This window comes from Ketobacter alkanivorans, from assembly GCF_002863865.1.
Taxonomy (GTDB): Bacteria; Pseudomonadota; Gammaproteobacteria; order Pseudomonadales; family Ketobacteraceae; genus Ketobacter; species Ketobacter alkanivorans.
On sequence record NZ_CP022684.1, the window covers coordinates 1,752,636 to 1,777,026 of the forward strand.

At 49.7% G+C, this 24,391-nt stretch carries 17 protein-coding genes; 6 read left to right on the forward strand and 11 right to left on the reverse strand.

Features of this window, described 5'->3' with window-relative positions; genetic code table 11:
• Positions 1-92: 92 nt before the first annotated feature.
• The 4 genes from Kalk_RS07525 to Kalk_RS07540 all read left to right on the forward strand — a co-directional run bounded on the left by Kalk_RS07525 (position 93) and on the right by Kalk_RS07540 (position 4,651).
• Positions 93-1,787 carry an AMP-binding protein gene (locus Kalk_RS07525; protein WP_101893605.1) on the forward strand — a complete coding sequence of 565 codons (1,695 nt, stop codon included), beginning with the start codon at positions 93-95 and terminating at the stop codon, positions 1,785-1,787.
• 99 nt (positions 1,788-1,886) lie between these two features.
• The gene (locus Kalk_RS07530) at positions 1,887-2,603 is read left to right on the forward strand and encodes a TetR/AcrR family transcriptional regulator C-terminal domain-containing protein (protein WP_101893606.1); all 717 of its coding nucleotides are present in this window, start codon (positions 1,887-1,889) and stop codon (positions 2,601-2,603) included.
• Positions 2,604-2,650: 47 nt separating this feature from the next.
• A complete protein-coding gene (locus Kalk_RS07535) occupies positions 2,651-3,379 on the forward strand; it encodes a TetR/AcrR family transcriptional regulator (RefSeq protein ID WP_101893607.1) in 729 nt (242 codons plus the stop codon).
• 54 nt (positions 3,380-3,433) lie between these two features.
• Positions 3,434-4,651, forward strand: a complete 1,218-nt coding sequence (locus tag Kalk_RS07540) for an NADH:flavin oxidoreductase (RefSeq protein WP_101893608.1) — start codon at positions 3,434-3,436, stop codon at positions 4,649-4,651.
• Between the two features lie 92 nt (positions 4,652-4,743).
• Here the strand turns inward: Kalk_RS07540 and Kalk_RS07545 are convergent, their stop codons facing one another.
• The 6 genes from Kalk_RS07545 to Kalk_RS07570 are packed head-to-tail and all read right to left on the reverse strand — an operon-like array spanning position 4,744 to position 17,386.
• Entirely contained in the window at positions 4,744-5,505 is a 762-nt protein-coding gene (locus Kalk_RS07545; protein ID WP_101893609.1) for a thioesterase II family protein, read from the reverse strand.
• Position 5,506: 1 nt separating this feature from the next.
• A complete protein-coding gene (locus Kalk_RS07550; RefSeq protein ID WP_101893610.1) occupies positions 5,507-7,885 on the reverse strand; it encodes an efflux RND transporter permease subunit in 2,379 nt (792 codons plus the stop codon).
• Between the two features lie 30 nt (positions 7,886-7,915).
• The gene (locus Kalk_RS07555) at positions 7,916-9,109 is read right to left on the reverse strand and encodes a hypothetical protein (protein WP_101893611.1); all 1,194 of its coding nucleotides are present in this window, start codon (positions 9,107-9,109) and stop codon (positions 7,916-7,918) included.
• Positions 9,106-9,915 (reverse strand): outer membrane lipoprotein-sorting protein, encoded by an 810-nt coding sequence (locus Kalk_RS07560; RefSeq protein ID WP_101893612.1) that lies wholly within the window; start codon positions 9,913-9,915, stop codon positions 9,106-9,108. Before Kalk_RS07560 ends, Kalk_RS07555 begins: the two co-directional genes overlap by 4 nt.
• 1 nt (position 9,916) lies before the next feature.
• Positions 9,917-11,230, reverse strand: a complete 1,314-nt coding sequence (locus tag Kalk_RS07565) for an aminotransferase class I/II-fold pyridoxal phosphate-dependent enzyme (RefSeq protein WP_158643365.1) — start codon at positions 11,228-11,230, stop codon at positions 9,917-9,919.
• A 39-nt stretch (positions 11,231-11,269) separates the two neighbouring features.
• On the reverse strand, positions 11,270-17,386 hold the full coding sequence (locus Kalk_RS07570) for a type I polyketide synthase (RefSeq protein WP_101893614.1): 6,117 nt from the start codon (positions 17,384-17,386) through the stop codon (positions 11,270-11,272).
• A gap of 751 nt (positions 17,387-18,137) precedes the next feature.
• Here Kalk_RS07570 and Kalk_RS07575 point away from each other — a divergent pair.
• On the forward strand, positions 18,138-18,965 hold the full coding sequence (locus tag Kalk_RS07575; protein ID WP_101893615.1) for an SDR family NAD(P)-dependent oxidoreductase: 828 nt from the start codon (positions 18,138-18,140) through the stop codon (positions 18,963-18,965).
• Between the two features lie 42 nt (positions 18,966-19,007).
• On the opposite strand, the gene Kalk_RS07580 is transcribed toward Kalk_RS07575, so the two are convergent.
• Together Kalk_RS07580 and Kalk_RS07585 are read right to left on the reverse strand one after the other, a co-directional pair.
• The gene (locus tag Kalk_RS07580) at positions 19,008-19,433 is read right to left on the reverse strand and encodes a type 2 periplasmic-binding domain-containing protein (protein ID WP_101893616.1); all 426 of its coding nucleotides are present in this window, start codon (positions 19,431-19,433) and stop codon (positions 19,008-19,010) included.
• 15 nt (positions 19,434-19,448) lie between these two features.
• Positions 19,449-20,699: a hypothetical protein gene (locus Kalk_RS07585; protein WP_101893617.1), complete on the reverse strand. Its 1,251-nt coding sequence runs from the start codon at positions 20,697-20,699 to the stop codon at positions 19,449-19,451.
• A 465-nt stretch (positions 20,700-21,164) separates the two neighbouring features.
• Here Kalk_RS07585 and Kalk_RS07590 point away from each other — a divergent pair, with 465 nt between their 5' ends.
• Entirely contained in the window at positions 21,165-21,989 is an 825-nt protein-coding gene (locus Kalk_RS07590) for an AraC family transcriptional regulator (RefSeq protein WP_101893618.1), read from the forward strand.
• On the opposite strand, the gene Kalk_RS07595 is transcribed toward Kalk_RS07590, so the two are convergent.
• From Kalk_RS07595 to Kalk_RS07605, 3 genes are all read right to left on the reverse strand, one after another.
• On the reverse strand, positions 21,946-22,887 hold the full coding sequence (locus tag Kalk_RS07595) for an alpha/beta fold hydrolase (protein WP_101893619.1): 942 nt from the start codon (positions 22,885-22,887) through the stop codon (positions 21,946-21,948). The genes Kalk_RS07590 and Kalk_RS07595 overlap by 44 nt on opposite strands.
• Before the next feature lie 101 nt (positions 22,888-22,988).
• A complete protein-coding gene (locus tag Kalk_RS07600; protein ID WP_101893620.1) occupies positions 22,989-23,486 on the reverse strand; it encodes a DUF3592 domain-containing protein in 498 nt (165 codons plus the stop codon).
• Positions 23,487-23,556: 70 nt separating this feature from the next.
• Positions 23,557-24,195: a hypothetical protein gene (locus Kalk_RS07605; RefSeq protein ID WP_101893621.1), complete on the reverse strand. Its 639-nt coding sequence runs from the start codon at positions 24,193-24,195 to the stop codon at positions 23,557-23,559.
• Positions 24,196-24,391: the final 196 nt, after the last annotated feature.

Genomic DNA, 24,391 nt, shown 5'->3' on the forward strand with positions numbered 1-24,391 from the left:
GTTTTCAGAACATTTATGCAATAATATTGCAAATTAATTGTATATTTGGTTTTCTATAGCCATGCGAACCCATAATAACAAGGAATCACGCCATGACACCCCAAGGAAGCAGCTACCTGAAAGGCTCCACCCACCAGCCTTTACTGCAGGAAACCATAGGCCAATGCCTGGATCGAATAGTCAGCCAACATCCACAGCAAGAGGCATTGGTGGTACGGCATCAGAACATTCGCTGGACTTATACTCAGTACTTAAGAGAAATCAACGCACTTGCCACCGGCCTGCTGAATCTTGGCGTAAAACCCGGAGATCGCGTGGGCATCTGGTCACCCAACCGAGTGGAATGGTGCCTAACCCAGTTCGCCACCGCAAAAATCGGAGCCATAATGGTGTGCATCAACCCGGCATACCGTCTCTACGAACTGGAGTACGCCCTCAACAAGGTTGAATGCAACCTCATCATCGCTGCCGAGAGCTTTAAAACCAGCCAGTACCTGAAAATGCTGACCGAGCTGGCGCCGGAATTGAACACCTGCCCCCCGGGTCAATTGCACTCAGCCAAACTGCCACATCTAAAGACTGTGGTTCGTATGGGGAATGAAGTCACGCCCGGCATGTACAATTTTGACCAGGTCAGCAAGCTGGGCACCGAATCTGACTACGTGAAAATGCAGGCCATTAGCCAGCAACTAAAACCAACCGATGCCATAAACATCCAGTTTACCAGTGGCACCACCGGCAGCCCCAAAGGCGCCACCCTGACCCATTTCAATATCCTCAATAACGGGTACCAAGTAGGCCAGGGCATGCACTTGACCGAGCAGGATCGCCTGTGCATCCCGGTTCCTCTGTACCACTGCTTCGGCATGGTAATGGGCAACCTGGCCTGCCTCACCCATGGAGCCACGGCAGTGTTTCCCAGCGATGCATTCGAACCCATGGCCGTGCTGGAAACCGTTCAGGCAGAGAGATGCACCGCGCTGCACGGTGTGCCCACCATGTTTATTGCCGAACTGGACACTCCAGACTTCGATAAGTATGACCTGTCTACTCTGCGCACCGGCATCATGGCCGGCAGCCCCTGCCCAGCCGAAATCATGCGCAAAGTGATCGCAAAGATGCACATGAAAGACGTCACCATTATGTATGGCCAGACCGAAACCAGCCCAGTCAACCACATGACCGCAATTGATGATCCACTGGATAAACGTTGCGAAACCGTTGGCAAGGTTGGCCCCCACCAGGAAATAAAAGTCATCGATGCAGAAGGCAACACCGTGCCATTGGGCGAGAAAGGTGAGCTGTGCTGTCGGGGTTACTCGGTTATGCAGGGCTACTGGAATGATGCCGAAAAAACCGCCGAAACCATCGATGCAGAACAGTGGCTACACTCCGGTGATTTGGCCGTTATGGATCAAGAGGGCTACGTGCAGATCGTGGGCCGCATCAAGGATATGATCATCCGGGGTGGCGAAAACGTATACCCACGGGAGGTAGAAGAGTTCCTATACACCCATCCAGACATTCTCGATGTGCAAGTATTCGGCATCCCTGACGAGAAATATGGCGAAGAAATCTGCGCATGGGTGAAGGCTCGCCCCGGCAGCAACCTGACTGATCAAACCATAAAAGATTTCTGCCGAGAACAGATAACCCACTTCAAAGTGCCCCGCCATATCCGCTTTGTGGATGACTACCCGATGACCGTAACAGGCAAAATACAAAAGTTTAAAATGCGTGAAACCATGGTCGAATCACTTCAGGCAAGTGCGCTGGAATCCGCCTAAAGTGACTCATGACAAAAACCTGAATGCTTTTTTGCTGTTATTTTGCAAATTTCGTTACAATAGCGGCCAGCAACACCGAATCCAACCACAGGAATCTTAATGAGCGTCACAAAACCCAACAGTTTCATGCAGGCCGGCACCCGAGGCAAATCCCGACGGGGGCGCACCCCATCTATCGATATGCAGAAAATCGAGAACGCCGTGCGGGAAGTGGGCGCCAAAATGGACGATATCTCCATGAAAGACGTGGCCGATTACCTGGGGGTTAACGTCACCACCCTGTATCGTCACGTAGGTGGGATTGATGGCTTGCGCCGTATCAGGGCATCCCTGTCTCGCAGCGACCTGGCTGATCTGCCTGCACCGCACGGCCATACCTGGCAATCTTGGCTGAAGGTGTTGGCAGAATACTATCGCAGCGCTTTGCTACAACATCCTGACCTGCTGGATTTTGTGCAGGCCGCACTGGATCCTGACTTCCTCAACCTGGAACAGGAAGCCAGCATACTGGTGAATTTCGGTTTTGAGCCTCGCGCGGCGCTGCTGGCTCACAGCTTTCTGATCACCACCATCACGGGATACGTGCAACAGGAACTGCAAACCATCGAAGAAGCCCGCAACGGCTACGCACCCTATTACAGCCGTCTGTTTCAAAACCTTGATGCCCACCCAGATCGATTACCGACCCTCAGCAAGGTAAATCTAAGCCAAAGGGATCTGGACCGGGATGTGAACTTCAAATCCATCATCCATTATGCCATCGCCGGTATCGCCTGCCAGAAAGGCGCGCCCAAAGATCCAGACAAAGTGTTGTAATATCAATACATGAATCCAACACCATTGCAGTAGAGAATCACTACACCATGGCAGCCAACAGCGCTCCACGCAAAAGCACCTTGTCCCGCGACAAGATCGTCAGCGCAGCATATAAACTGGCGAAAAAGGACCCCCTCAATGCCCTAAGCATGCGAAAAATTGCATCCGTGCTGAAGGTCACCCCGATGGCCATCTACAAATACTTTGCAGACAAGAACGAATTGACTGCGGCCGTTATTGATAAGCAAATGATGGAAAGTCGATTGATCCCTGAAGAAATCGACCCCAAAAACTGGAAGGAATGGATTCGCACTTCATTTCTACGTATGTGGGATGGCTACGCCAGTGCGCCCAACATGATCCAGTATATGACCCACGCAACCAGTTTCGGCCCTGCCGTATTAAGCTGGCAAAACGAGACCCTGGGCGTATTGATCAATGCCGGGCTTACGCCTAAACAGGCACTCACATCCCATGCAGCTATGTCAGAGCTGGCGACCGGCAGCAACATACTTATTCCAGTAAGGGAACAAGGGGTGGAAAAAGTATTTCCCAGCATCTGGGATGCCATCAAAACAGGCAAAGTGCCAACACCGGAAGACATGACCAATGTTCACTCTACCGTACAGGATTACCCTTGGCTGGTCATGTGTGGTCAGGCCATGATGGAAGACATGCAAGACAGTCGGCGCGCCTTTGAGAATGAACTGGAAATGATGTTGGATAGCGTAGCCAATCAAATTGCACAGAATAAAAAACAGGCCAAGAAGGCGTAAATACACAAGCAAGCCTGCATTATTGTTGTTCGGGCACGTCAACGGGACAAGAACATGAACGAACAACTACAACGTTGCTTTTCTTCTGCACAACTCAACGGATTGCAGCTCAAAAACCGTCTGATCAAAGCGGGCACCTTCGAAGGGATGACACCCGAGGGAAAAATCAGCCCTCGCTTACAGCAATTTCACGAACGCATTGCTCAGGGCGGCATAGCCATGACGACTATTGGCTATTGCGCCGTGGAGAACGACGGCCGCCTCAATGAAAACATGATGTACATGCATGAAGGCATCCGTCGGCCACTGGCGGCCATGATCGAGAGCCTGCATTCACTTGGCACTAAAGTAAGTGGGCAAATGGGGCATGGTGGTGGCTTTTCGAAAAACCGTCACCTGGAACGCAAGCGTCCATTAGGGCCGAGTTTTGGCATCAACATGCTGGGCGTAACGCAAGGCATGCTGTTCTGTGATGCAATGAGCCATAGCGATATCAAAGCCCTGATCAAAACCTACCAACGGTCAGCCGTGTTCATGAAGTCGGTAGGATTTGACTGTCTGGAAATTCATTTCGGTCACGGATATGGTCTGTGTCAATTCATGAGCCCAAAAACCAACCGGCGCAAAGATGAATATGGCGGCAGCCTCAACAACCGCATGCGACTCCCGTTACAGATTCTAGAGGGCGTAAGGCATTCCGTTGGAGAGCATTTTCCGATTATCGGTAAAATCAGTTTGACCGAAGGCGTCAAAGGTGGCCTGGATTATGACGATGCCATAGAAATTGCCAAGCTTCTCGAAAAAGGCGGCATTGATGGCATCATTACCAGCGGTGGCACCAGCACCATGAACCCCATGATTATGTTTCGCGGCGGCAACATTCTGCAACCCATGTTAAAGGCAGAAAAAAGCGCCTTGATGCGATTAATGCTGCACCTGGCAGGCCCCAAACTGTTTAAAGATTACCCCTATGAAGAACTGTATTTTCTGGAACAGGCAAAACGGATACGGGACGCCGTGGACTGCAACCTGATCTATGTGGGGGGAGCCAGCAGCAACGCAAGTTTCGAAACATTAATGCAGCATGGATTCGACTTTATCCAACTAGGCCGCACATTACTGAGCGACCCGGATCTCCCCCTACAAGCACAACGGCAACAAACCTACACTAGCCGCTGCAATCACTGCAACGAATGCGTTGCCACCATTGAGCACCCTGCGGGTATTCATTGCACGCGTTTTTCGCCAGAAGCACCGACAATTCTTCAGTAAACATGCCGACCTAACAGCAACCCACAACCATCATACTGAGTGAATACTGTTTTACGATCGGCATGCTGGCATTGCTTTTGAAGAGCGCGTGATCAGGCACACTGGCGCGCATCGGCAGCAAACAGCGTTGCATTTACAGCCTCAACCAGATCGTCGACAAACGGGTGTATATAAAAATGCCCCCCCTGGAACAACCGTGTTGGAGTTGAGTGCTCAAAATGCTGCGACCATTTGGATAGTTCATCCGTGGAAACCACCACATCATCAACGCCACCCAGCATAGTGAGAGAGCCAGGAATGACGCAGTCCCGCTTGCCTACATATGTCTCGATCAACTTGAAGTCGGCCCGCAGCATCGGCAACAGAAAACTCATTAATTCCTGATTATCAAGTACAGCTTGAGGAACACCAGAAAGCTTGGTAATGCGTTCGATAAACGCAGCATCAGGCAGGCGATGAATCGGCGCTGTACGACGCGGCACACAAGGAGATGCACTGCCTGAAGCAAAGAAGTGATCAGGTGTCGGAAACCCTTTGTTATACAGAAGTTTCGCAAGCTCAAATGCAATCTTACTGCCCATACTGTGGCCAAAAAAGGCAAATGGCTTATCGACCAAAGAAAACATAGCGCCGAAAAGCTCTTCAACCAATAGATCCATACGTGAAAAAGGCTTCTCAGCGCTTCTTCTGCCACGTCCTGGCAATTGCACGATGACCAATTCAATACGCTGATCAAGCAGTGGAAGCCAGGGCAAATAGGTGGTGATATCACCTCCGGCAAACGGAAAACAAATCAACCGAATTTTCGCAGCAGGCCTGCTCTGCGGGGTAACAAAAAAACTGGATGCATTCATGCTACTGGGCTTCCGTCACTACTGCAATTTCGGATTTCTCGCCCAGCCTTAGTGCTAGCAGGATAGAAGGAATAAGCAGCAGATCGAACAGCAGCGCCACTATAATGGTCAACGCAGCCATCAGGCCCATCCATGCATTGATCTGAAATCCGGAGAACGCCAGACAGATAAATCCTGTGGCAAGGGAGAGCGTCATGGCTATCAAGCCAGGGCCAACCGACTTGAACGCACCATTCACGGCATCCACCACCCCTAGATTCTCCTCACGCTGCAGGCGTAGATAGCACGTAATCATATGGATTGTCGCATCCACCACTATACCGAAGGTAACCGACGCTACTGTTGCCACAGCCATCCCAACTTCACCATTAATTAAGGCCCAAATACCGAGGGTTGCCATGCACGGAGCAAAGTTGGCAACGGTGCCCAACAAACTAAGGGGAAACGAGCGGAAAGCGAGGATGAAAATACCCCAAACCACTATCACCCCCACTGCCATTCCCCGCAGCATTTCCTGAATATTTCTATTACCAATATGGGCGAACAGTAGTGAAGTGCCTGTGGCCTTTGCCGACGCCGCTATCAGGTCAGTATTGTGGCCAGCCCATGATTCCGCTCGCGCTTGCAGATCGGTCATGTCACCTGTGGAAATATCATTGAGGCTAACCGATAGCCGACTGTAGCGTTTATCTGCCGTTAACTGATTACGAAGATCCATGCCAAATGGCAATGACATCTCGTAAAGCGCTAAATACTGCGCCGCCAAATTGCGGTTTTCCGGCAGATGAAATTCGTTCACCGAGCCACCCTGCATAGCTCGATTGATGGTTTTCATTATATCGGGTAGCCCGTGAACATGGGTGACCCCTGGCTGTTCCCGCAGCCATTGCGCAAACGCATCAACTTCTCGCAAATACTGAGGGTTGGAAACCCCATCGGCTTCTAGGGAGTCTAACGAAAACTCGAGGATATAGAATCCACCTAGGTCTTCATTCATACGGTCGGTAGCGACACGAAAACTGTAACTTTGATCAAAGTAGCGCACATAACGATCATCAAGCACATTGGTGAATGCCAAGGCAGACAGTACAACCGTGGCAATACTCAGGGTAACAACAAAGAAATAGGGCCTGCGTGTTACTGCGTTTGCGATGATCATGCTCACGCGATCAGCAGGCATGGTGGATGCAGTCTTAACACTCCAAGGCAACAAGCATAAAAGCGCAGGGAAAAACGTAACGGAAATAAACCATGCCATTAAAGAGCCGATTGCCACAATGATGCCAAGGTGTGCAAAAGGGGGCACCGCACTGAAAACCAAAGTCAGGAAACCCACGGCTGTAGTAATGGTGGTAAGGGTAACGGGCCACCAGCACTCCAACAATGATTCTTTTACTGCATCGCGCTTGCCAAGACCAGCACGACACAGCCGCATCATACCGGCACACATGTGGATACAGTCACAAGTCGCCAGAGTCAGGATAATATTGGGTGCAATCACGCTGGGCGAAGATAGAGGTACTCCACAGAAGGCAGCCAGCCCTAAAGCACAAAGCGTACTCAACACTATCACCAGAAAGGTCGCCGCCGCACCCGCCGCCGAGCGGAGTAAAACAGCTATGATCACCAATAGCGCAATCACCATAATGGGCAGCAATACCGAACTATCAAATATACTGGCTTCTACAAACGCATGATCGAGCGCCACCGAACCGGACAAGCCTATCTCTAAATCGGGATACGCTTCCCGATACTGCTGCAATAAAACCTGACCGGCTGCCATGGCAGCTTCCGACTGATCTGAGGCCGTTTCGGCTTTGAAGCGAAACTGAACTGCAACCAGGCCAAGTGTACCATCGCGAGACAGTAGTCGATCGGTAAGAAGAGGTTCCAATACAGCATCGACTTTGAGCTGGGCCGCCTGAGAATCTGTTAATGGATCCCCGACACGGGCCAGATGATCAATTTCAATATCATCGCCCACCGCCTGAACCCGCTGAAAGTTGGTTACAGAATCCACCCGCTTAACGTCGGGCAGAGTCCACGCACCCTCTGTCACTTGATTGATGGCGTCCAGGCGCTTGGGAGTGAATAGATCGCCCTCCAACGCTTTAATGACAAAGACAAGATTGTCATCACGGCCATAAAGCTGTTCGAACTTTTCAAGCTGAATCAAATCAGGATTGTTGTCAGCAAAGAACACCCGGTTATCACTTCTGAATGTGAGCTGAGACATACCAGACATAAAGACACATGCCAATAGAAGCGATCCCACCAGCACCAACCAAGGGTTACCCACCAACCAATTGGCATAGCGCGCCACAGTCGCCTGTGCGATTGTGGTCTGTGTTATTCCTTTAACTGAACGGGTGTTACTCATTTTTTTGTCTCCCGACTTATATGGAATTGGTTACAAATACAAAGCCCAACTGAGCTTAAAATACTTATCCTGCCTGAATCCTTGCAAGGCAGGATCGTCGACTACCGACTGTGGCAATAGAAACTGCAGTGACACTATTTGTGAATCACCCAAGCGCCTGGACGCACGCACATCGATCAAATCGGAGTGATATTCAAGGTCATGGGTGTAGCGAATATCCAGCAATTCGTTGTTCACGCTGTTGGTGTTGTAGCGAAACCCAAGAAATACGTCTTTCTGGAAGGGTGTCAGCGGAGCCCGCTCATTGCGAGTATCGTAGTAACCCTCTAGATAAACTGTGACAGAATCAAACCCATCACTAATCTGATTGAAGATCGTTTCGGACCCAATACTGCTGCCAACAAAACTGTCCGCTCCGCCGGTTTGATTAATCACCTCAGCTTTGAACACGGTGTCACCAAATACATACTGCATCGTTGCACCGGTCTGGGCGACATCTTCATAAAGCTCATCAAATCCAATTAGAGATTGCGACTCAATAACCGGCATGTAGATTGGCTCTCTTGAATGCCCCCAGAATTGCGATAGCGACAGGTCGAAATCACCGAGACGATATTGCATCCGCAATGCATAACTACTATCAGTTTGTCCGTTTTCAAACGTGCTGTGTACAATCGGTGCTGGCAGAGTTCTGAGCCTGTCTTCCTGCTCGGCTATTCTGCGCTCTCGAGTGTACGGCAGGATCAATGCAGTCAGAACCAAGTCATGATAATAGGTGGTTGCCGAAACACCCGGTTGGCCGAGTTTGACTTTGCCCTGGAAGTCTTCAACCATATCGCGCTGATTGACAAAGTCGACTTGGTTCCAGGCCTCCAGAATGCTCCAGTTTTCTTGCAAGATACCCATTTTCAAATCAATGTCATCTATCCTACTACGGAAAACTGCTTCTCTAATATCCCCAGATAAGTCGTCGTGATCCTGGGTCGCTGCTCGCAGATAAGCGCTAAGATCAAAGCGAATATCCTGATTCAGGTATGCCGACCAATCGAGACTACCCTGCACGCTGGGATGCAACGTCGCGCTACTTTGTTCCGGATAGAGAGGAGCATCCGGAAACAACACCGCATCGATTCCCACATAGCCCCTGGGCGCCTTAGCGACAGCGTTTATAGAAAACAACAGCACTGCACACGGCAGCACTGTTGATACCATACGCAATCTCATCGTGACCAATACTCCAACCGCGCCTCGGTCAGATCCGATTCACGCAAACCAGTCTTGAAGCGGTAGTTCTCCCAAATGATCTCTGACTCAGAGCCGTCATTGACATTTGTCATGACTATTCGCCCCGGACGCCAGTGCTTACCCGCGTACAGCTGATAGTCAAAAAACTCGAGCCGCTTCAGTTCCCGCCCCTGGCGATCAAAATAGACGATACGCCGAGGTTGCCAAATTCGCGGATCAATGGTTTCCACTAATTTTTCATAACCTGAATAGGTGTACTTGGGAATGTTGGCGATGGTATGACAGGTAGTTGCCGGTTCACCGCAGGGTTCATCACGAACAAATTCATAGTTATAGTTTGAAAGCTCCCAAGTAGCGATGTCTTCATAAGCAAACTCTGACCCGGCAAATGAACCGGTTTTATCCCGTGACGCTAAGCGTTTGGAACGATTAGTCGCTGGCAAAAAGATCCATTGATCGTCAGGCGCACTAGGATGTGTATGGGTAAGTGATACAAAACCCGCCAAATCCCGAGGCTGGGAAAACACAACAAGGCGTTTGTCACCGTCATCACGCAATTCAAGCGTGTTCATCTCAAACTGTCGCGTTGCGGTGATGCCGCCGCGTCGTCTCACTGTCATTTTTCCCACAACGACATAATCATCAAAGCCAGCATCATTGCTATCGACAGTCTGGGCGATTTCGCGACCACGAGCACCGATATCGTCAGTGCCAGTATTGGCAGAGGCCATTTGAGCTGCGGCCAATGAAAATAGAACAGCGGAATAGTAAGCGATCTTTAACATGTTATTGGCCTGCTACTGTGTGATTGGTTGTGTTGGATTCGCGCGCGATAATATCGAGCATTGAGGACATCTGAGTTTCGGTGTGATCGGCACTGATGAAGCAGCGTAGACGCGCCGCATCACGGGGCACTACAGGATGCATTACAGCGTGTGAAATAAACTGGTTTTCCAGCAACAGAGACATGAGCTGAAGTGCTTTTTCGTCCTCGATCATCATTGGCACAATCGGTACGCCAGGCACGCTGGTGCGGCAATCCAAGCCCTTGGTTTCAGCGAGCTGTTTGAACAGGATTGAATTGTTCTGCAGCCGGGTTACTCGCTCGGGCTCTGCTTGCGCCAATTGCACAGCAGCTAATGCGGCAGCCGTATTGGCTGGGCTTATACCCGTACTGTAAAGCAGCAAGCCGGGGCAAAAATGATGCAACAGCTCAATCAGTTTTTTGGATCCCGCTAGAAACCCGCCACAGCTGGCAAAGCTCTTGGACAGAGTACCGACGATCAATTCAACTTCGGAAGTGGGGATATTAAAATGTTCGCACACCCCTCGACCCGTCGCGCCAACGGTACCGCAGGAATGAGCCTCGTCAATCATCAGCCATGCCCCGAACTGATTCTTCAACTCAATTACCGCAGGCAAATCAACTAGGTCACCGTCCATACTGTAGGCCCCTTCTACCAGTATGAGCGTTTTTCGGTATTGGCTGCGGTTTTCTTCCAATAAGCGCTTGAGCGCTTCCATATTATTGTGCGGGAACGCGATACGTCTGGCACCGGACATAACAGCACCCTTAATGGCGCTGTTATGCATATACTCGTCGTGCAGTATCAGATCACGTTTGTCGAGCAGGTAGCCTATAGCCGATACGTTAGCGCTGTAACCACCTACGCCAACCGTTGCTGCCTCAAATCCGCTGAATTCAGCTAAGGCGTGTTCCAAATCCCGATGTAACTCAATCTCTCCTCCAACCATTCGCGCGGCCCCAGCGTGAGTACCGTACTTGTGAATAGCATCGCAGGCAGCGGCTTTAACGCGGGGATCATGGGAAAGGCCAAGATAGTTGTAATTCGAAAACGTCACATAATCTTTTTCAGCAATTTGCAACACGCTAGACACCGTGCCGCTGCGTGGCTGAAAATACGGATTCTTTAGTGATGATTCCGAGTTATAGAGTGAATGTATCCGTTGCAGAAGCGCGTATTCTGCATAGTCTTCAGCAGAGAGCGTTTCACTTTTCTGCATCTGCGGCTGGGCAGAAACCAATTTCGATCTAATCTCACTCAAAAGATTATTGATAGAGGTATTTTGTGTTGTCATATCCATATACTCACAGCAAAAGGTTGAACTGAATTTTGATTAATTGGCCAGACCGTTACAGATCTCGCCCATTGCTTTGTCAACCAAACTATTAATGGTTGAGTGGCCCAGCAGTTCGACCACCGAAAAGTTAATACCAATCGCCTGCACTAGCTGAATCTGAATTTCGGTAGACATAAGAGAATCCACACCAAAGGTGTCAAAGGCCTGGTCCGCCTTGAGCCTGTCTGCGGATGTCTTCAGTGCGACAGCAATAACATCCGCGATCAAAGAACCAAGCACTTGACGAGCCTCCTCCTCCGGCAGAGATAGGATTGCCCGATGCAGTTGCTCGATTAGCGATGCATCGCCACTGTTAGCTTCACGACTCTCAGCAACCAACTTACGGAATGTGGGCGACTCTCCACCAACAACCTCATAAGCCGCCCAACGCTCCCAGGCAATCTTCTCTGCCACTGCTATCTGGGTTTGATTCTGCATCATGGCTCTGCCCACACCACGCAAGGCAATGGCAACGCTAAGAGGCGCCAATCCAATTTGGGTCAGGTGTTGTTCAACCCTCGCATCACCATCGAGCATGCCGACTTCGGCTATAGCACCGAAATTGACACTCAATGCGTTCAGACCCAGCGCCCGCCGTTGATGGGCAAGCCCATCCAAAAACCCGTTGGCAGCGCAATAATTGGCTTGTCGACTGTTGCCCACCAGGTTCGCGATAGAGGAGAAAAGTACGAAGTGATCCACGTCAACGCCCATATCCTGCAGGCCGTTATGAATCGCCAATGCACCGCCCGCTTTCACCTGCATCACCTTGGCAATATCGGCCTGCTGCATGTCTTTGATCAGTTGATCTTCAAGCACGCCAGCAGCATGAAAGATGCCTTTCAATGGACGCTCGCCCTGACTGAGGGTTTTTACCAGCTGATGAACGGCTGTGGCATCCGCCATGTCCACCGCATAACCGCTGACATCTGCGCCTTTATCCTTAAGTTTCTGTATCAGTGCTTCTGCATCGGGTGACGCAAGGCCACGTCGACTGACCAGCGCGATCTGACCAGCACCGTTGTCTGCCAACCACAAGGCCAGCGCTGCACCAAGCCCACCAAAACCACCGGTAACCAAATAAGCTCCATCTTTGTAGAAACGCGGCGCTTCGGGAATGATCGCAGAGAACGGCGTCTGCTGTGGGTGCAGCGTTAGCTCTTGCCATTCATCAGTGCTAAGCAGAGCACCCGGCTCAAGGAAACTCTGTACTGTCATTTCCGTGCGCACAGGAACCATTCCCTCCGCAGCAGCTTCAATTACTTCTGCCAACACAGAGCGGAATTGGCTGCTCTTCTGCAAACCTGCCATATCCTGAGGAACTCGGATGAACTGCTCGCAATATGGGGGAATAGCAAAGGGTGTTTGTGCATCACTTAAATCCACCAGGCACCCACCGCGACGCAGGCTGCTGAAACCAACACTCCGACTCCAAAGGGCCAGTGGCCCAGCGATCAGGTCAAAATCATGGTCCGATGCAGGATCATATTGATCAAACGCAACCACCTCAGCACCCTTGCGTGCCAGATGACGGCCAAGCGCTTCACCCAGTGCGGTGTTGTCCGTCAGCACACGGGCAGCCTCAAGCTCGCCACAGCACTGTGCGATGTATGCAGCCTGTGCTTCAATCACTGCCACACTTGCCTGCAGCGAAAGCGCTGATGAATTGGCGACTTTCACCAGGATCGCTTGCTGCTCTGAAACGACAACCTGTGTCGACAGCTGCTGGGGCAATATGCCGCACACGGTATCACCTGGCTTAAACAGAGCAGTATCTTCTCCTGCCTGTACAATAACGCCACACGCTCCCATAACATGTTCATCACCGGGCTTGAACGCTAGCCGGGTTAGCCTGATCTGATACTGATTGGGTGCAACCGTTGTGTTATCCGACGAGATCAATGCTTGATATTCGGTGCCTTTCTTCCTGAACAGAACCGGTGTCTGCTCGATATCGGCCACCTGCATGGATTGTTCCTGTTCCAGTGTCGCGGAACGCACCAGCTCAACGCCGTAACGCTGCCCATTACGAATCGCAATCTCATCAATTGTTTCAGAATTCAGAAGCTCCACAAACAGGCATTGAGCCTGAAGGTATAGCTCTTCTTCAACAGCAACATCGATGAGTGCCGCATCCAGCTGTTCGCATTCGTTACGCACAACGCGCATGAATCCAGCAACCGCAGTTTGTGCGGGAATCACCTGATCATCTGAACCGATCGCAGCAGCCTGTCGAGTAATGACACGCAACTTACAACGCTGCTGGTGACGATCAAGCTCCTGCACCGTCATCAATAGATCCTCAACCACATCCTGCCCAGTAGGATCGGATTCCCCACGTAACCCTGCATCTGCTATCACGGCTAGATGTGTGGTCTTTTTCAGCGCCGGGTTATCACGCACCTCGCTCATGCAAAAACGCTGGTGCGGTATGTTCATACTGAGACAGACTTCCACCAACGCGTCCGCCAGCAGGTCTGCTGGATTCGCCACAACCCCCAACAGCCCCACATTCTGGTCGACCTTTTCAAGTGGCTGAAGGGCATTCCATACCCGCTGATAATCTCCCTTCGGAAAACTACCCGCATCCGACTTGCCGCGCAGGGCAACACAAGACAAGCCTCTGATGGCTGCAAAAACATTGCCTTCTTCATCCGCCAGATCAAAATCGCAGACAATACGCGCAGGATCTTTAGACACGATCCGGGTATAACAAACTATTCTTTCCTGCGCCGAATCAAATACCTGGATTGCGTCCAGCGCAACTGGCAGATAAGCACCATCGCGAGCTTCCATCAAACTCAAGGCAGATTGGAAACATCCGTCAAGTAACGATGGGTGCAGTATGTACGCGCCGGTATCCTCACCTGCACAGTCTGGGCGCTGTAATATCGCCAGCACTTCGCCCCGTTGCCGATTACGGGTAAGCTTTACGATTGACTGGAACGCCGGCCCGTATTGCAAGGATACATCGCGCAGCTCTTCATATAGCGCATCAACAGGGACGGTCTCGCCGGTAAACTCTCGAATAATGTCGCTGCCTAACTGGCGTGGTCGCTTGGTGGTTAACGGATACATTTGTGCATCTGCATGCACCACTGGTGCCTTATCACTTTGTGCGTTCATTGCCACCAGTTGCGCCTTATTGGTGAATTCGTCAAACTCCACTTGCAGTAAGGTTGCACGTTCACGATCCAGAATCAGAGCTTCATGGATACCGATATTACGCAGGCTCCAACCACTAACCTCATCGGTTTGGGGCCAGCGCTGGCGGGCATTCTGGCACAACGCTTCGAGATAGCCTGCCGCTGGCATAATAGCTGCCCCATCTACCTTGTGATCGAATAAATAATTAAGGCGATTCAGGTTTAGATCCGCTCCTTGTGTAGCGCAAAGCGGATCGATTTGCGATTCAAGACGATCCTGCGACTGCCACAAGGATTCGCGCCAAAGGGCTTTGCGCTGCCAGGGATAAGCGGGGAATTGCAGCAACCGGCCACAGGGTTCCCGCTGCTTCCAATCAACGATACCACCGCTTGTATAAATGTCCGCAACTGCCTGTTGAACCGCAGATTGTTCAGGCTTGTTCATCCACAGAGTAGCAATAACATTGGCGCTGACACCTTGTTCTTTTACCACCTCTTCTATTGATCGACGCAGAACCGGATGAGGCCCCACCTCAACAAACAGCGTATAACCGTCGCCAAGCAGGCTGCGCACCGCCGTGGCGAAATGCACAGGATCACGAACGTTGTCACACCAGTACTCCGCATCGTAGAAGCGGGTGTCGGACTGGTGTCCAGTGCGCGCGCCAGTAACCGTTGAATAAAGTGGAGTAATTGGTGCAACTGGCTTAAGGCTTGCCAGCTGCGCACGTAATTCAGGTTTCAGCTTTTCCATAACCGGACTGTGATAGGGAACCTCTACGTCCAGCATACGAGCAAACAATTTACGCTCGGTCGCCAGCGTGCAGATGGCATCAAGACTGGCAGCATCCCCCGCAACCGTCACGCTGGAGGGTGAATTGATCGCCGCAAGTGACACCTCACCAGCGTAGGGCGCGATCAGCTCGGCAGCCTCAGCTTCGGAGACACCCAATGCCAGCATTTTGCCCTCACCGGCAGTGGTTGCCTGAATCCTGCTGCGCTGGTAACTGACGCGCAGTGCATCTTCCAATGTCAACATACCGGAAGCCCAGGCGGATGCGACTTCGCCGACGGAGTGGCCAACCACCGCAGCAGGGTGAACACCCTCAGCACGCAGCACGGCGGTAAGCCCTATCTGAACCATCAGATTGCCAGGTTGAGCCAACTCAGTGCGCTTGATTTCAGAATGTTCTTCACTCTTCAGCATTTCCGCCAGAATCGAGAATCCGGAAATGTCTTTAAACACTCGATCAGCATCCAACAACGCGTTACGGAAGACTTCATTAGACTGGAAAAGCTCACACCCCATACCATGCCACTGGGGGCCCATTCCCGTATAGATGAAAACCACCTTGGTATCGCCCTTGCCATTGCGCTCCCCCTGAGCGCAACCCGCTGGCGTTTCGCCATCCAGATGTTGACGCAATGCTGTTTGCAGAGCTTCCTTACTATCACCCCACACGGCCAAACGATGCGACAAATGCGCCCGTCGATTGCCTGCGGTATAAAGAACGTCATCCAAACAGGTTGCATCTGATTCCAACAGATTGAGAAATTGCAGTGCCCGTGCTCTCAGCGCATCCGAATCACGCGCTGACACCGGCAGCATCCTACCACTTTGTGTGCGGGGCTCCGCAGGCTGGAGGTTAAGGCTGTCGACGCAGGGTGCACCGAGAATAAGATGGGCATTAGTGCCGCCATAACCAAAAGAGTTGATCGCAATCAGGGCTGGCTTGTTGCCTGACTCCAAAGGAATAGGTTCTCGGGTCAATGACACAGTGGCCGGAATCGCGGGGTTCACCTCTTTCAAACCGGCAACAGGCGGGATAGTGTTATATTGAAACATCATCACCGATTTGATCACACTGGCCATGCCTGCAGCGGCTTCCAGATGACCAATACTCGCCTTGACGGACCCTACCTGACAGTTTCTATGTTGACCGTAAACCTCGGATATAGCCTTGGTCTCCAGCGGGTCGCCTACTGCCGTACCCGTACCGTGAGCTTCGACATAGGAAATCTCATCGGGAGTACGGCAGCTTTCGGTCAACACTTTGGTCATTAATTCACGTTGAGCCTGGGGGTTTGGCACCGTGATGCCACTGGTTCGACCATCCTGATTAACCCCTACGCCAGCCACGACCGCCAAAATGGGGTCGCCATCCCTTTCAGCGGCAGCAAGACTCTTCAAAACCACAATGCCACCACCTTCACCACGGCCATAACCATCGGCACGCGCATCGAAGCTTTTAGAGCGGCCATCCTTCGCCAGAAATCGCCCTTTAGACATCGCTATGGTGTACTCGGGGCGCAACATGAAATTGACACCACCTACCAGTGCAGCCTCACATTGATTAGACTTAATCGCCGAAACAGCCTGCGCAAAAGCAACCAGCGACGAAGAACACGCTGTATCCACCGAAAAACTCGGGCCACGAAAGTCAAAGGCATAAGAAACACGATTGGATAGCATCGTGAGAGTGGCACCGGCCGCACTATGTGACCCAATGGCTTCACGGGCACCAATACCAAACTGATTAAGCAGGTGATCCACTGTAAAACCACCCACGAACACACCGGTATCAGAGCCTGCCAGCTCCTCTGGATTCAGACCCGCTGACTCCATAGCCTCCCAACTCAGCTCCAGCAACATTCGTTGCTGCGGATCGAGAAACTCTACTTCTCGTGGCGAAAAGTTGAAGAATTCAGCGTCAAACCCACGGTAGTCGTAATCATGCAGGAAGTGTCCATTCTGAACATAAGCTTTACCTGTTGCCTCCTCCGGGTTGTAGAACTTATCCAACGACCACCTATCCATCGGAATTTTGCTGACATAGTTTCTACCCGACAGCAGATTCTGAAAGAACTGCTCTGGTGTATTGGAACCTCCAGGAAACTTACATGCGCTGCCGATAATCGCGACGCTGGGCTCAGCCCGATCAATCACAGTGGTATCACTTACTTTCATGTCCAAACTCCATTTATATTCGATGTAAAAAAGCCAGCAAGGTGGATAAACCTGTCTACCACTGGTATACGCAAAAACATCAAGCTACCCATCAGTCAGTAGCGCACTTTTTTCAGGCAAAAAGAGGCCTTGCCACATCAGCCAGTGCTGAAATGGGATTCTTCTCAACCAAAAATAAATCACGACGAAATCGACTTCGCTTGATTCGATCTGCTCGGCGATCCAGAGTGACACCCAACTTCAAGCCAACCGCTTGTTTGGTGTCCAAGTTTTCATGCTGCGTAGACTAGTTGCTAAAAATTTATTCATCCATGAAAAATGGAGAACATATTACCTGCATTAAGTTACATAATAAGTTCCACTTCCTTTGAACGAGTAGATACATACAGCACCCACCGCCTTTAATTAATTCGCTAAAACATATTTTCTGCATATAACAACCAACACTGATACACACCAAAACCCACAACAACGCTAATTAGTGTCAACAGAAACGGTTTAGTTTCGGCACGCATTTAAACACAGTCCGAATGAATGGATATCCATCTTAGGAATGATTGACATAAAAGATGAAGTAAGTCAGACCTACTGTTTAGCCAACATTCCGACTGCCCTACCCATAAAGAAACATCGGGCAGCCGGTATCGCGGCAACTTATGCAATGCCATTGCATAAATCATGCAAATACCATATAGTCAGACCATTAACATCCTCCACATACAACACTATGCCTGCGGAATTTTAACCTTTCATGAAAGCACTCGATAACAAAGTGGCGGTGATTACAGGCGCTGGCAGTGGCATCGGCCGCGCACTGGCCACTGCATTCGCGCAACAGGGATGCCATTTAGCATTGCTGGATATCCACGAAGGAAACCTAAACGAAACCGCTGCCCAGCTGAGCCGAGGCAGCACTCGCCGTATAACTACGCATGTATGCGACGTTGCAGATCGTGCTGCCATGCAAGCATTGCCCGAGTTGATCGAACAACAGCACGGCGCCATTCACATCCTATTTAACAATGCTGGTGTGACCATTAACAAAACCTTCGAAGACCACAGTATCGAAGATATCGATTTTGTCATGGGCATCAATTTGTGGGGTGTACTGTATGGGTGTTACTACTTCCTCCCCTACCTTAAAAAGCAAGAGGAAGCCCATATTATCAACACATCAAGCCTGGCTGGCTTTTTCGGGTTGCCCAATCAAAGCACCTATTGCCTGACCAAGGCGGCAGTAAAATCACTCAGTGAAACCCTGCGGGTAGAATTAGCACACTATAATATAGGCGTCACAAGCATACACCCCGGCACAATAAGCACTAATATATTACGCGCCGCCGCCACAAAATCTGGATCAAATCAGGCTACAACGAATAAGCTGGCCGGATTCATGGAGCGCTTTGGTATGCCGCCGGAAAAGTTGGCAAAAAAAGTAGTCACTGCCGTATTGAAAAACAAAATGCAGATTCGTGTTGGAATAGATTCATATCTAGGTGACTGGTTGAAACGACTTTTACCCAGAGCGATACATCGGCCTTTGCAATGGGGTTTCGAAAGAAGCATAAAAAGCAAGTAATGAAGCATGCCCAGGTCCTTCTGGGCTATACCTCTACCCATTCTATTTGGTCGACCAGACCACCTTAACGCCATCCCCAACTTGATCTGCATTGACATATCCGACCGTGTTAGGGTTATCTGCCACCAGACGCAACATATCCTCCTCCGACATGGCGACTTTAGGCGGAACACCACCACCGGTAAAAATCAATCTTGACCAATAAGAACGTACCTGGGAATCCGACTTACCCGTTGATTGCAGATAGAATTCATCTCGAACAGGAATGTCATTGGGCATATCCAATGGAATAGCACTGCGACCATCGGGGAACTGCTTTAACTTACCGAGAAAGATTAAACTCACCTGATTAGTTGTGAGCGCAGAGGTTGGATTATCTTTACTGACGACAACAACCACCTCGGCGTACGCTAAATTTAACGCCATCATCATGATGAGCGGGCAAACTAGACTGATAATACGTTTCATAATCTTACCCTCCCCTTAGAAAGTGAAATCCAGCGCTGCTGAAATAATATTGACATCACGTGACTCAGAAAAGAATTCAGGTGTGTAGTTAACAAACTCCGCCGCAGTATTCTTGGGCTTCATGACGTAATCCCACTGCGCCTTTAAAGCAAACCCACCCGAAATATCCCAACGCACACCAGCACCAATCGCATCGCGCTCAATGAGAAACTCAGAACCAGCATTAACCGCCGTCACCAAGCCGCCTAAACCGGGATCAATTGAGGACGTATCAAGATCCGGAAACTCAGCCTGATTACGATGAATCAACTTGCTTATAGAAAAGTAGGGAGAGATGTCACCAAAATGGTATCCACCCAAAAAGTACACACCATCCAGGCTCTGTGCAAAATCGGAATCGAACTCTCTTCGGGCATACTCGGTCTGAACAAACAACCCACCCTCATCATACATATAGCCAATACTGATAAAATCTGTCGGCACATCCAACCGCTGCATCCGATCGTGAATCAACGAAGCATTGGCTACGCCATTGGCCTCCAGCATATCCATCGCCACGTCGTACAACTCCAATGCATCATTCTTCACATCCATTTTGAAGTTCTGATAGCCGATCCTAAACTTTGATCCTCCATTTTCAATCGTTGCATCAATCGACTTGATATCGAAGGTGAAATCCAGAGTTCCATTAACCTGATTAATTTCCTGATTCAGCGCACCAATGCCTGCGCGCAGCTTCACCAATGAATCCCCCCATAGAAATTTATAACCGGCATCAAAACCGTTCATATACGATATTGGGCTCAGCAAATAGACTTCAGCAACGGGGCGCACTGCTGGCTGCGCGTAACCAACCATGCGTGACTCTGACACTAAAAACGTCGGCGCAACAAAACGTCCCGCCCGCAGATATAGCTGTTCACTGACATCGTATTTGAGATTCGCCCATTCAAAGTAGGGCTGCGTGCTGTTGTAATCCGAAAGTCTTCTGGAAATTATTTGGGCAGTGGCGGTGAGTTTTGGTGTTAACACAACATCAATCTGCGTACCAAAAATACTATCCAAACCACCATCTGGGTTATTGCTGCTGCCAACACCCGTACTCTGTTCTATGTTGGCACGATAATCCGCATCCTGATCATCACTCAACGCAAACGCTACGGTTCCAAACCCTGATATTCGAATCCTTTCCTCGATATTTAAATCGGCGTATGCCGACTGGCATAAGGCACCGATGGCAAGTACAACTAGTAAATGTGTTCTCATCTTAATCACTCCGCTATGACCAACAGGTACCGCAACCTCGTCGGGACCGAATGAGGTATAAAGCTCGGAACTTCATACCTACATTGAGATCAAAATCTAGCAGACGGATTAGCCGTCAACAAACCGGCAAATCACTGTTAATTAAGGGATTTATAGCAAGAAACAGATACGCCAAAACACATTATAAAGCAGCAAAAAGACACCAAATTGTACAAACCTATCATCCATAAAAACCGACACAAAAATATTGCAAAGCCACATTAAAACAACTGTGAATATTCCTTGAAAACAAACAGGATAGCCGCAATCATTTAAACGGCTGCAATAATGACGGAAAACCGGCAGCCTGCATCGTTATTACATCTAGATTAACTGCGCAGACACAAGATAAGAAAATGATCTAAAAAAATATTCAGTGTGTGATTAAATAACAAGAACCCTGACGCAAATGGCTATCGAAAGATTATGAATACCACTTCGGTCAAACCACCCGCTTATATGTACCCATGGGAGAAGAGAACCCTGTTTCTTGGCAAACTACCACAACCTCTCAGGGTGGCTTACGGAGCAGCGACACTCGTAATCAGTCTTGGAAAGCCCATTCACGCAAAGTTTCCAAAAAGAACACTGGAAGGCTACAGCTTTCTCATTCCACCGAATGCAGATGTCATCATTAATACCGGCATTCAAACGGTTGCGGTTTTCCACCTTGATGTATTAGGGGAAGACTACAAAATGTTTACTCATCATTTCGCCACCCCACATACAGAAGATGGTGCCTACTGCAATCTAAATGAAGAAGCAGACTATCGATCACTGCTAACCACCCTGTACCAACAGCCATCGGATTCATCACCCACGTACAACCAACTGAGCGCACTATTGGATTACACATTTTCCAACCAGAACGATTTAATGATAACCGATCCAGAGATCGCCATTGCAGTTGACACCATCAAGAGGCGCTTCGAGGATAATATTCCCATCACCGATTTGGCTAATATGATCAACATGTCGGTGCCCACTTTGATGAGACGCTTCAAACAACAAACCGGCATGCCAATACGCCGACTGCGCCTGTGGCATCGCATGTATGAATCCATGATTTTTATCAGCAGCGGCCAAAATCTAACAGATGCTGCCTACAGTGCCGGATTTGCCGACTCGGCCCATTACACCAGAACCTTTCAGAACATGTGGGGCATCGGCCCCAGCTCTCTTTTCAACAAAACCATTCGTGCACACATCATTGCACCGGCAGAGCCCCCAACCCTTTCAGAAAGCCCTTAATATATCGACTGGTTTCATTCGGGCATTCCAGCATGGGCAGGTGGCCAATATTCTTCATAATCACGACCTGACTGTTTGGAATTCCACGCTGAAACACCTCAGCCATCGACGAATCCATAATGCCGTCTTTATCGCCCCAAACAATTAGCGCAGGCTGCACGATCCGATTCAGTACGCCATCAACCATTTGAGCTGGATGAGTCTGCTTCTGATCTTGATCCATTATATCGGCAAATAGCTTCTTAGCCCTTGCCATGCGAGCCAGCCCTTCCTGAAAGGAAACGCATCTGAACGATTTTGGAATAGACGACGCGTCAGCTACAGATATTTTCATAAGCTGATCAAAATCTTCTTGATTGGAGAAAAAGAATGGATTTTTATCCCCGGACAGCGCCTCAAAGAACGGGCTAATCAGCGGCGGCTTTACACCAACAGCGTTCAGCAGCACAATGCTGCACACATCATCAGGATAAGTGACAGAGTAAAGAGAGGTGATCCACCCTCCCATTGAGTTCCCGACCATATGGAACCGATTCAAGCCCATTGCATCGGCAAATCTTTTCAACTCATCTACATAAAAGGGAATGTCGTGCTTATACGATGCCTCATACCACGACTCACCATGGCCACACAAATCGGGTGCAATAATGCGGTATTGTTTCAATCTATGAGAAAGAGATAACCAGTGATCCTTATCCGCATTAAAACCATGAATCAGTAGCAGCACCTCTTTCCCGCTACGATTATTATCGTAATAGGAATATTGTCGCCCGTCACCAAGATCAATCATCTTGCGCTCAAACCCAGCCAAGTGACAGCCTACATGCTTGATCGTACGGGTAACAGAGTAATGCCAAGTATCCTTTAGGCGCTTGCGTCCAGCTTGGGCGAAATTCATGACTAGGGCTCCATCCGCAAATAGAATCCAAGTTTAAATCTAACAACAAGCGCCCAATTGAATGAATTTATCGGGATTCAACATGCCACGGTCAAGGGGAATTACGAATAGTATTTTAACCAATACATAGCCAACGGCATTATAGCTAACAATCCGGTAACGGACTTTCCAAACAACCCGGGTTTAATCAGAAAACTCTTATGTGGTTTTTCAGGATCATAATAAACCGTGATTTTTCCACTTGAGCCTCGACATATAGAGTTCAACTGGCTTTTCAGAATGAATCTTGCGTTATTGTTCGTCACAAAAGCCCAGGGGGACAACCTGTTACCGACGTATTCTTTGCCCTCCACCACATACTTATAGGATACGGATACCACATATTCCTTTTGAGACATTGCATAGGCGTACCCAAATTCGCGAATGCGCTCATCCTCAAGTTCACCTTCAACCCCAGGCAAAGATGAAACCCTAACCTGGAATCGGAGTGAGTACAAAAGCATAACCAAAGCATAAAGCGAAGCAAAAAAGAAAACACCTTGCGCCTGCCCATTAAGGGCTAACCCCCACATACTTTCGAAATAATCAACCGCACCCATACTGCACACCTGCCTGGCAAAAACACTCCATTACTAACGCGTCTAATCATATTCTCATAGCCACATGCCATCACCCAAGCTGCAACACATGAACCAGATAATTATGATGGGCCATACCGGCATAAGGGCGCTCAGCACTATTATTCATTTCAGTCTTGGCACCCCAGTTATACATGTAGCCTGCATCGTTAATGTATACCCAATGGCGCAACCCCAAAAACTCGCTGTTTCGCTGCGCGGTATCACCCACACCACAAACACAATTTCTAAAAGAGCTAAGGTTCTGTTTACTCCAAACACCATTGTGTGGCACCTCAGTTGCCCTGGCTCCTATCCAGTTGATATAAGCGATCAACGCATTCTTTGTCATCGCCACACCCCACCCGGATTCAGTAGCCTTGGCACCATTAGTGCCACCTTTGATTGCCTCAACGGATCTCTGGCATTCCTGAATCAGTGAATCAATGGTCTTGTGGGCATGAACACCGCCAAACGCCTGCGTGAAGCGAACCAGCTCACTGGCCACCTCTGGCTTACTCACCTTGGCATACCTAAGAAAAGCCAAGATAGACAGCCCCAAATTGTATTCCAACTCATTCTGACTCAAGCCATCCAGAGCATCGCCATCGTTTTTGGATAACAGAATTCCATGAATCACCGATACGAAGCCGCAAACGCCGCCCCAATAGTTTTGACCAAGAAGTTGCATAAGAAATCCTCCGTGAAAAAGAACATTTAAGCAGAAGATGCAGGATATACAATCCCTGGCTACCAACAACAAGAGCGCAGCGAAATCTTTGAATCAGACCATGCGGGAGGGGATAAACCTGCGGGGGAAGACCCTAACTGGTTAGAGGATAACCAATAAACCCCGAGGAAGCGCCGAACTGGTCGCCAGACAACCA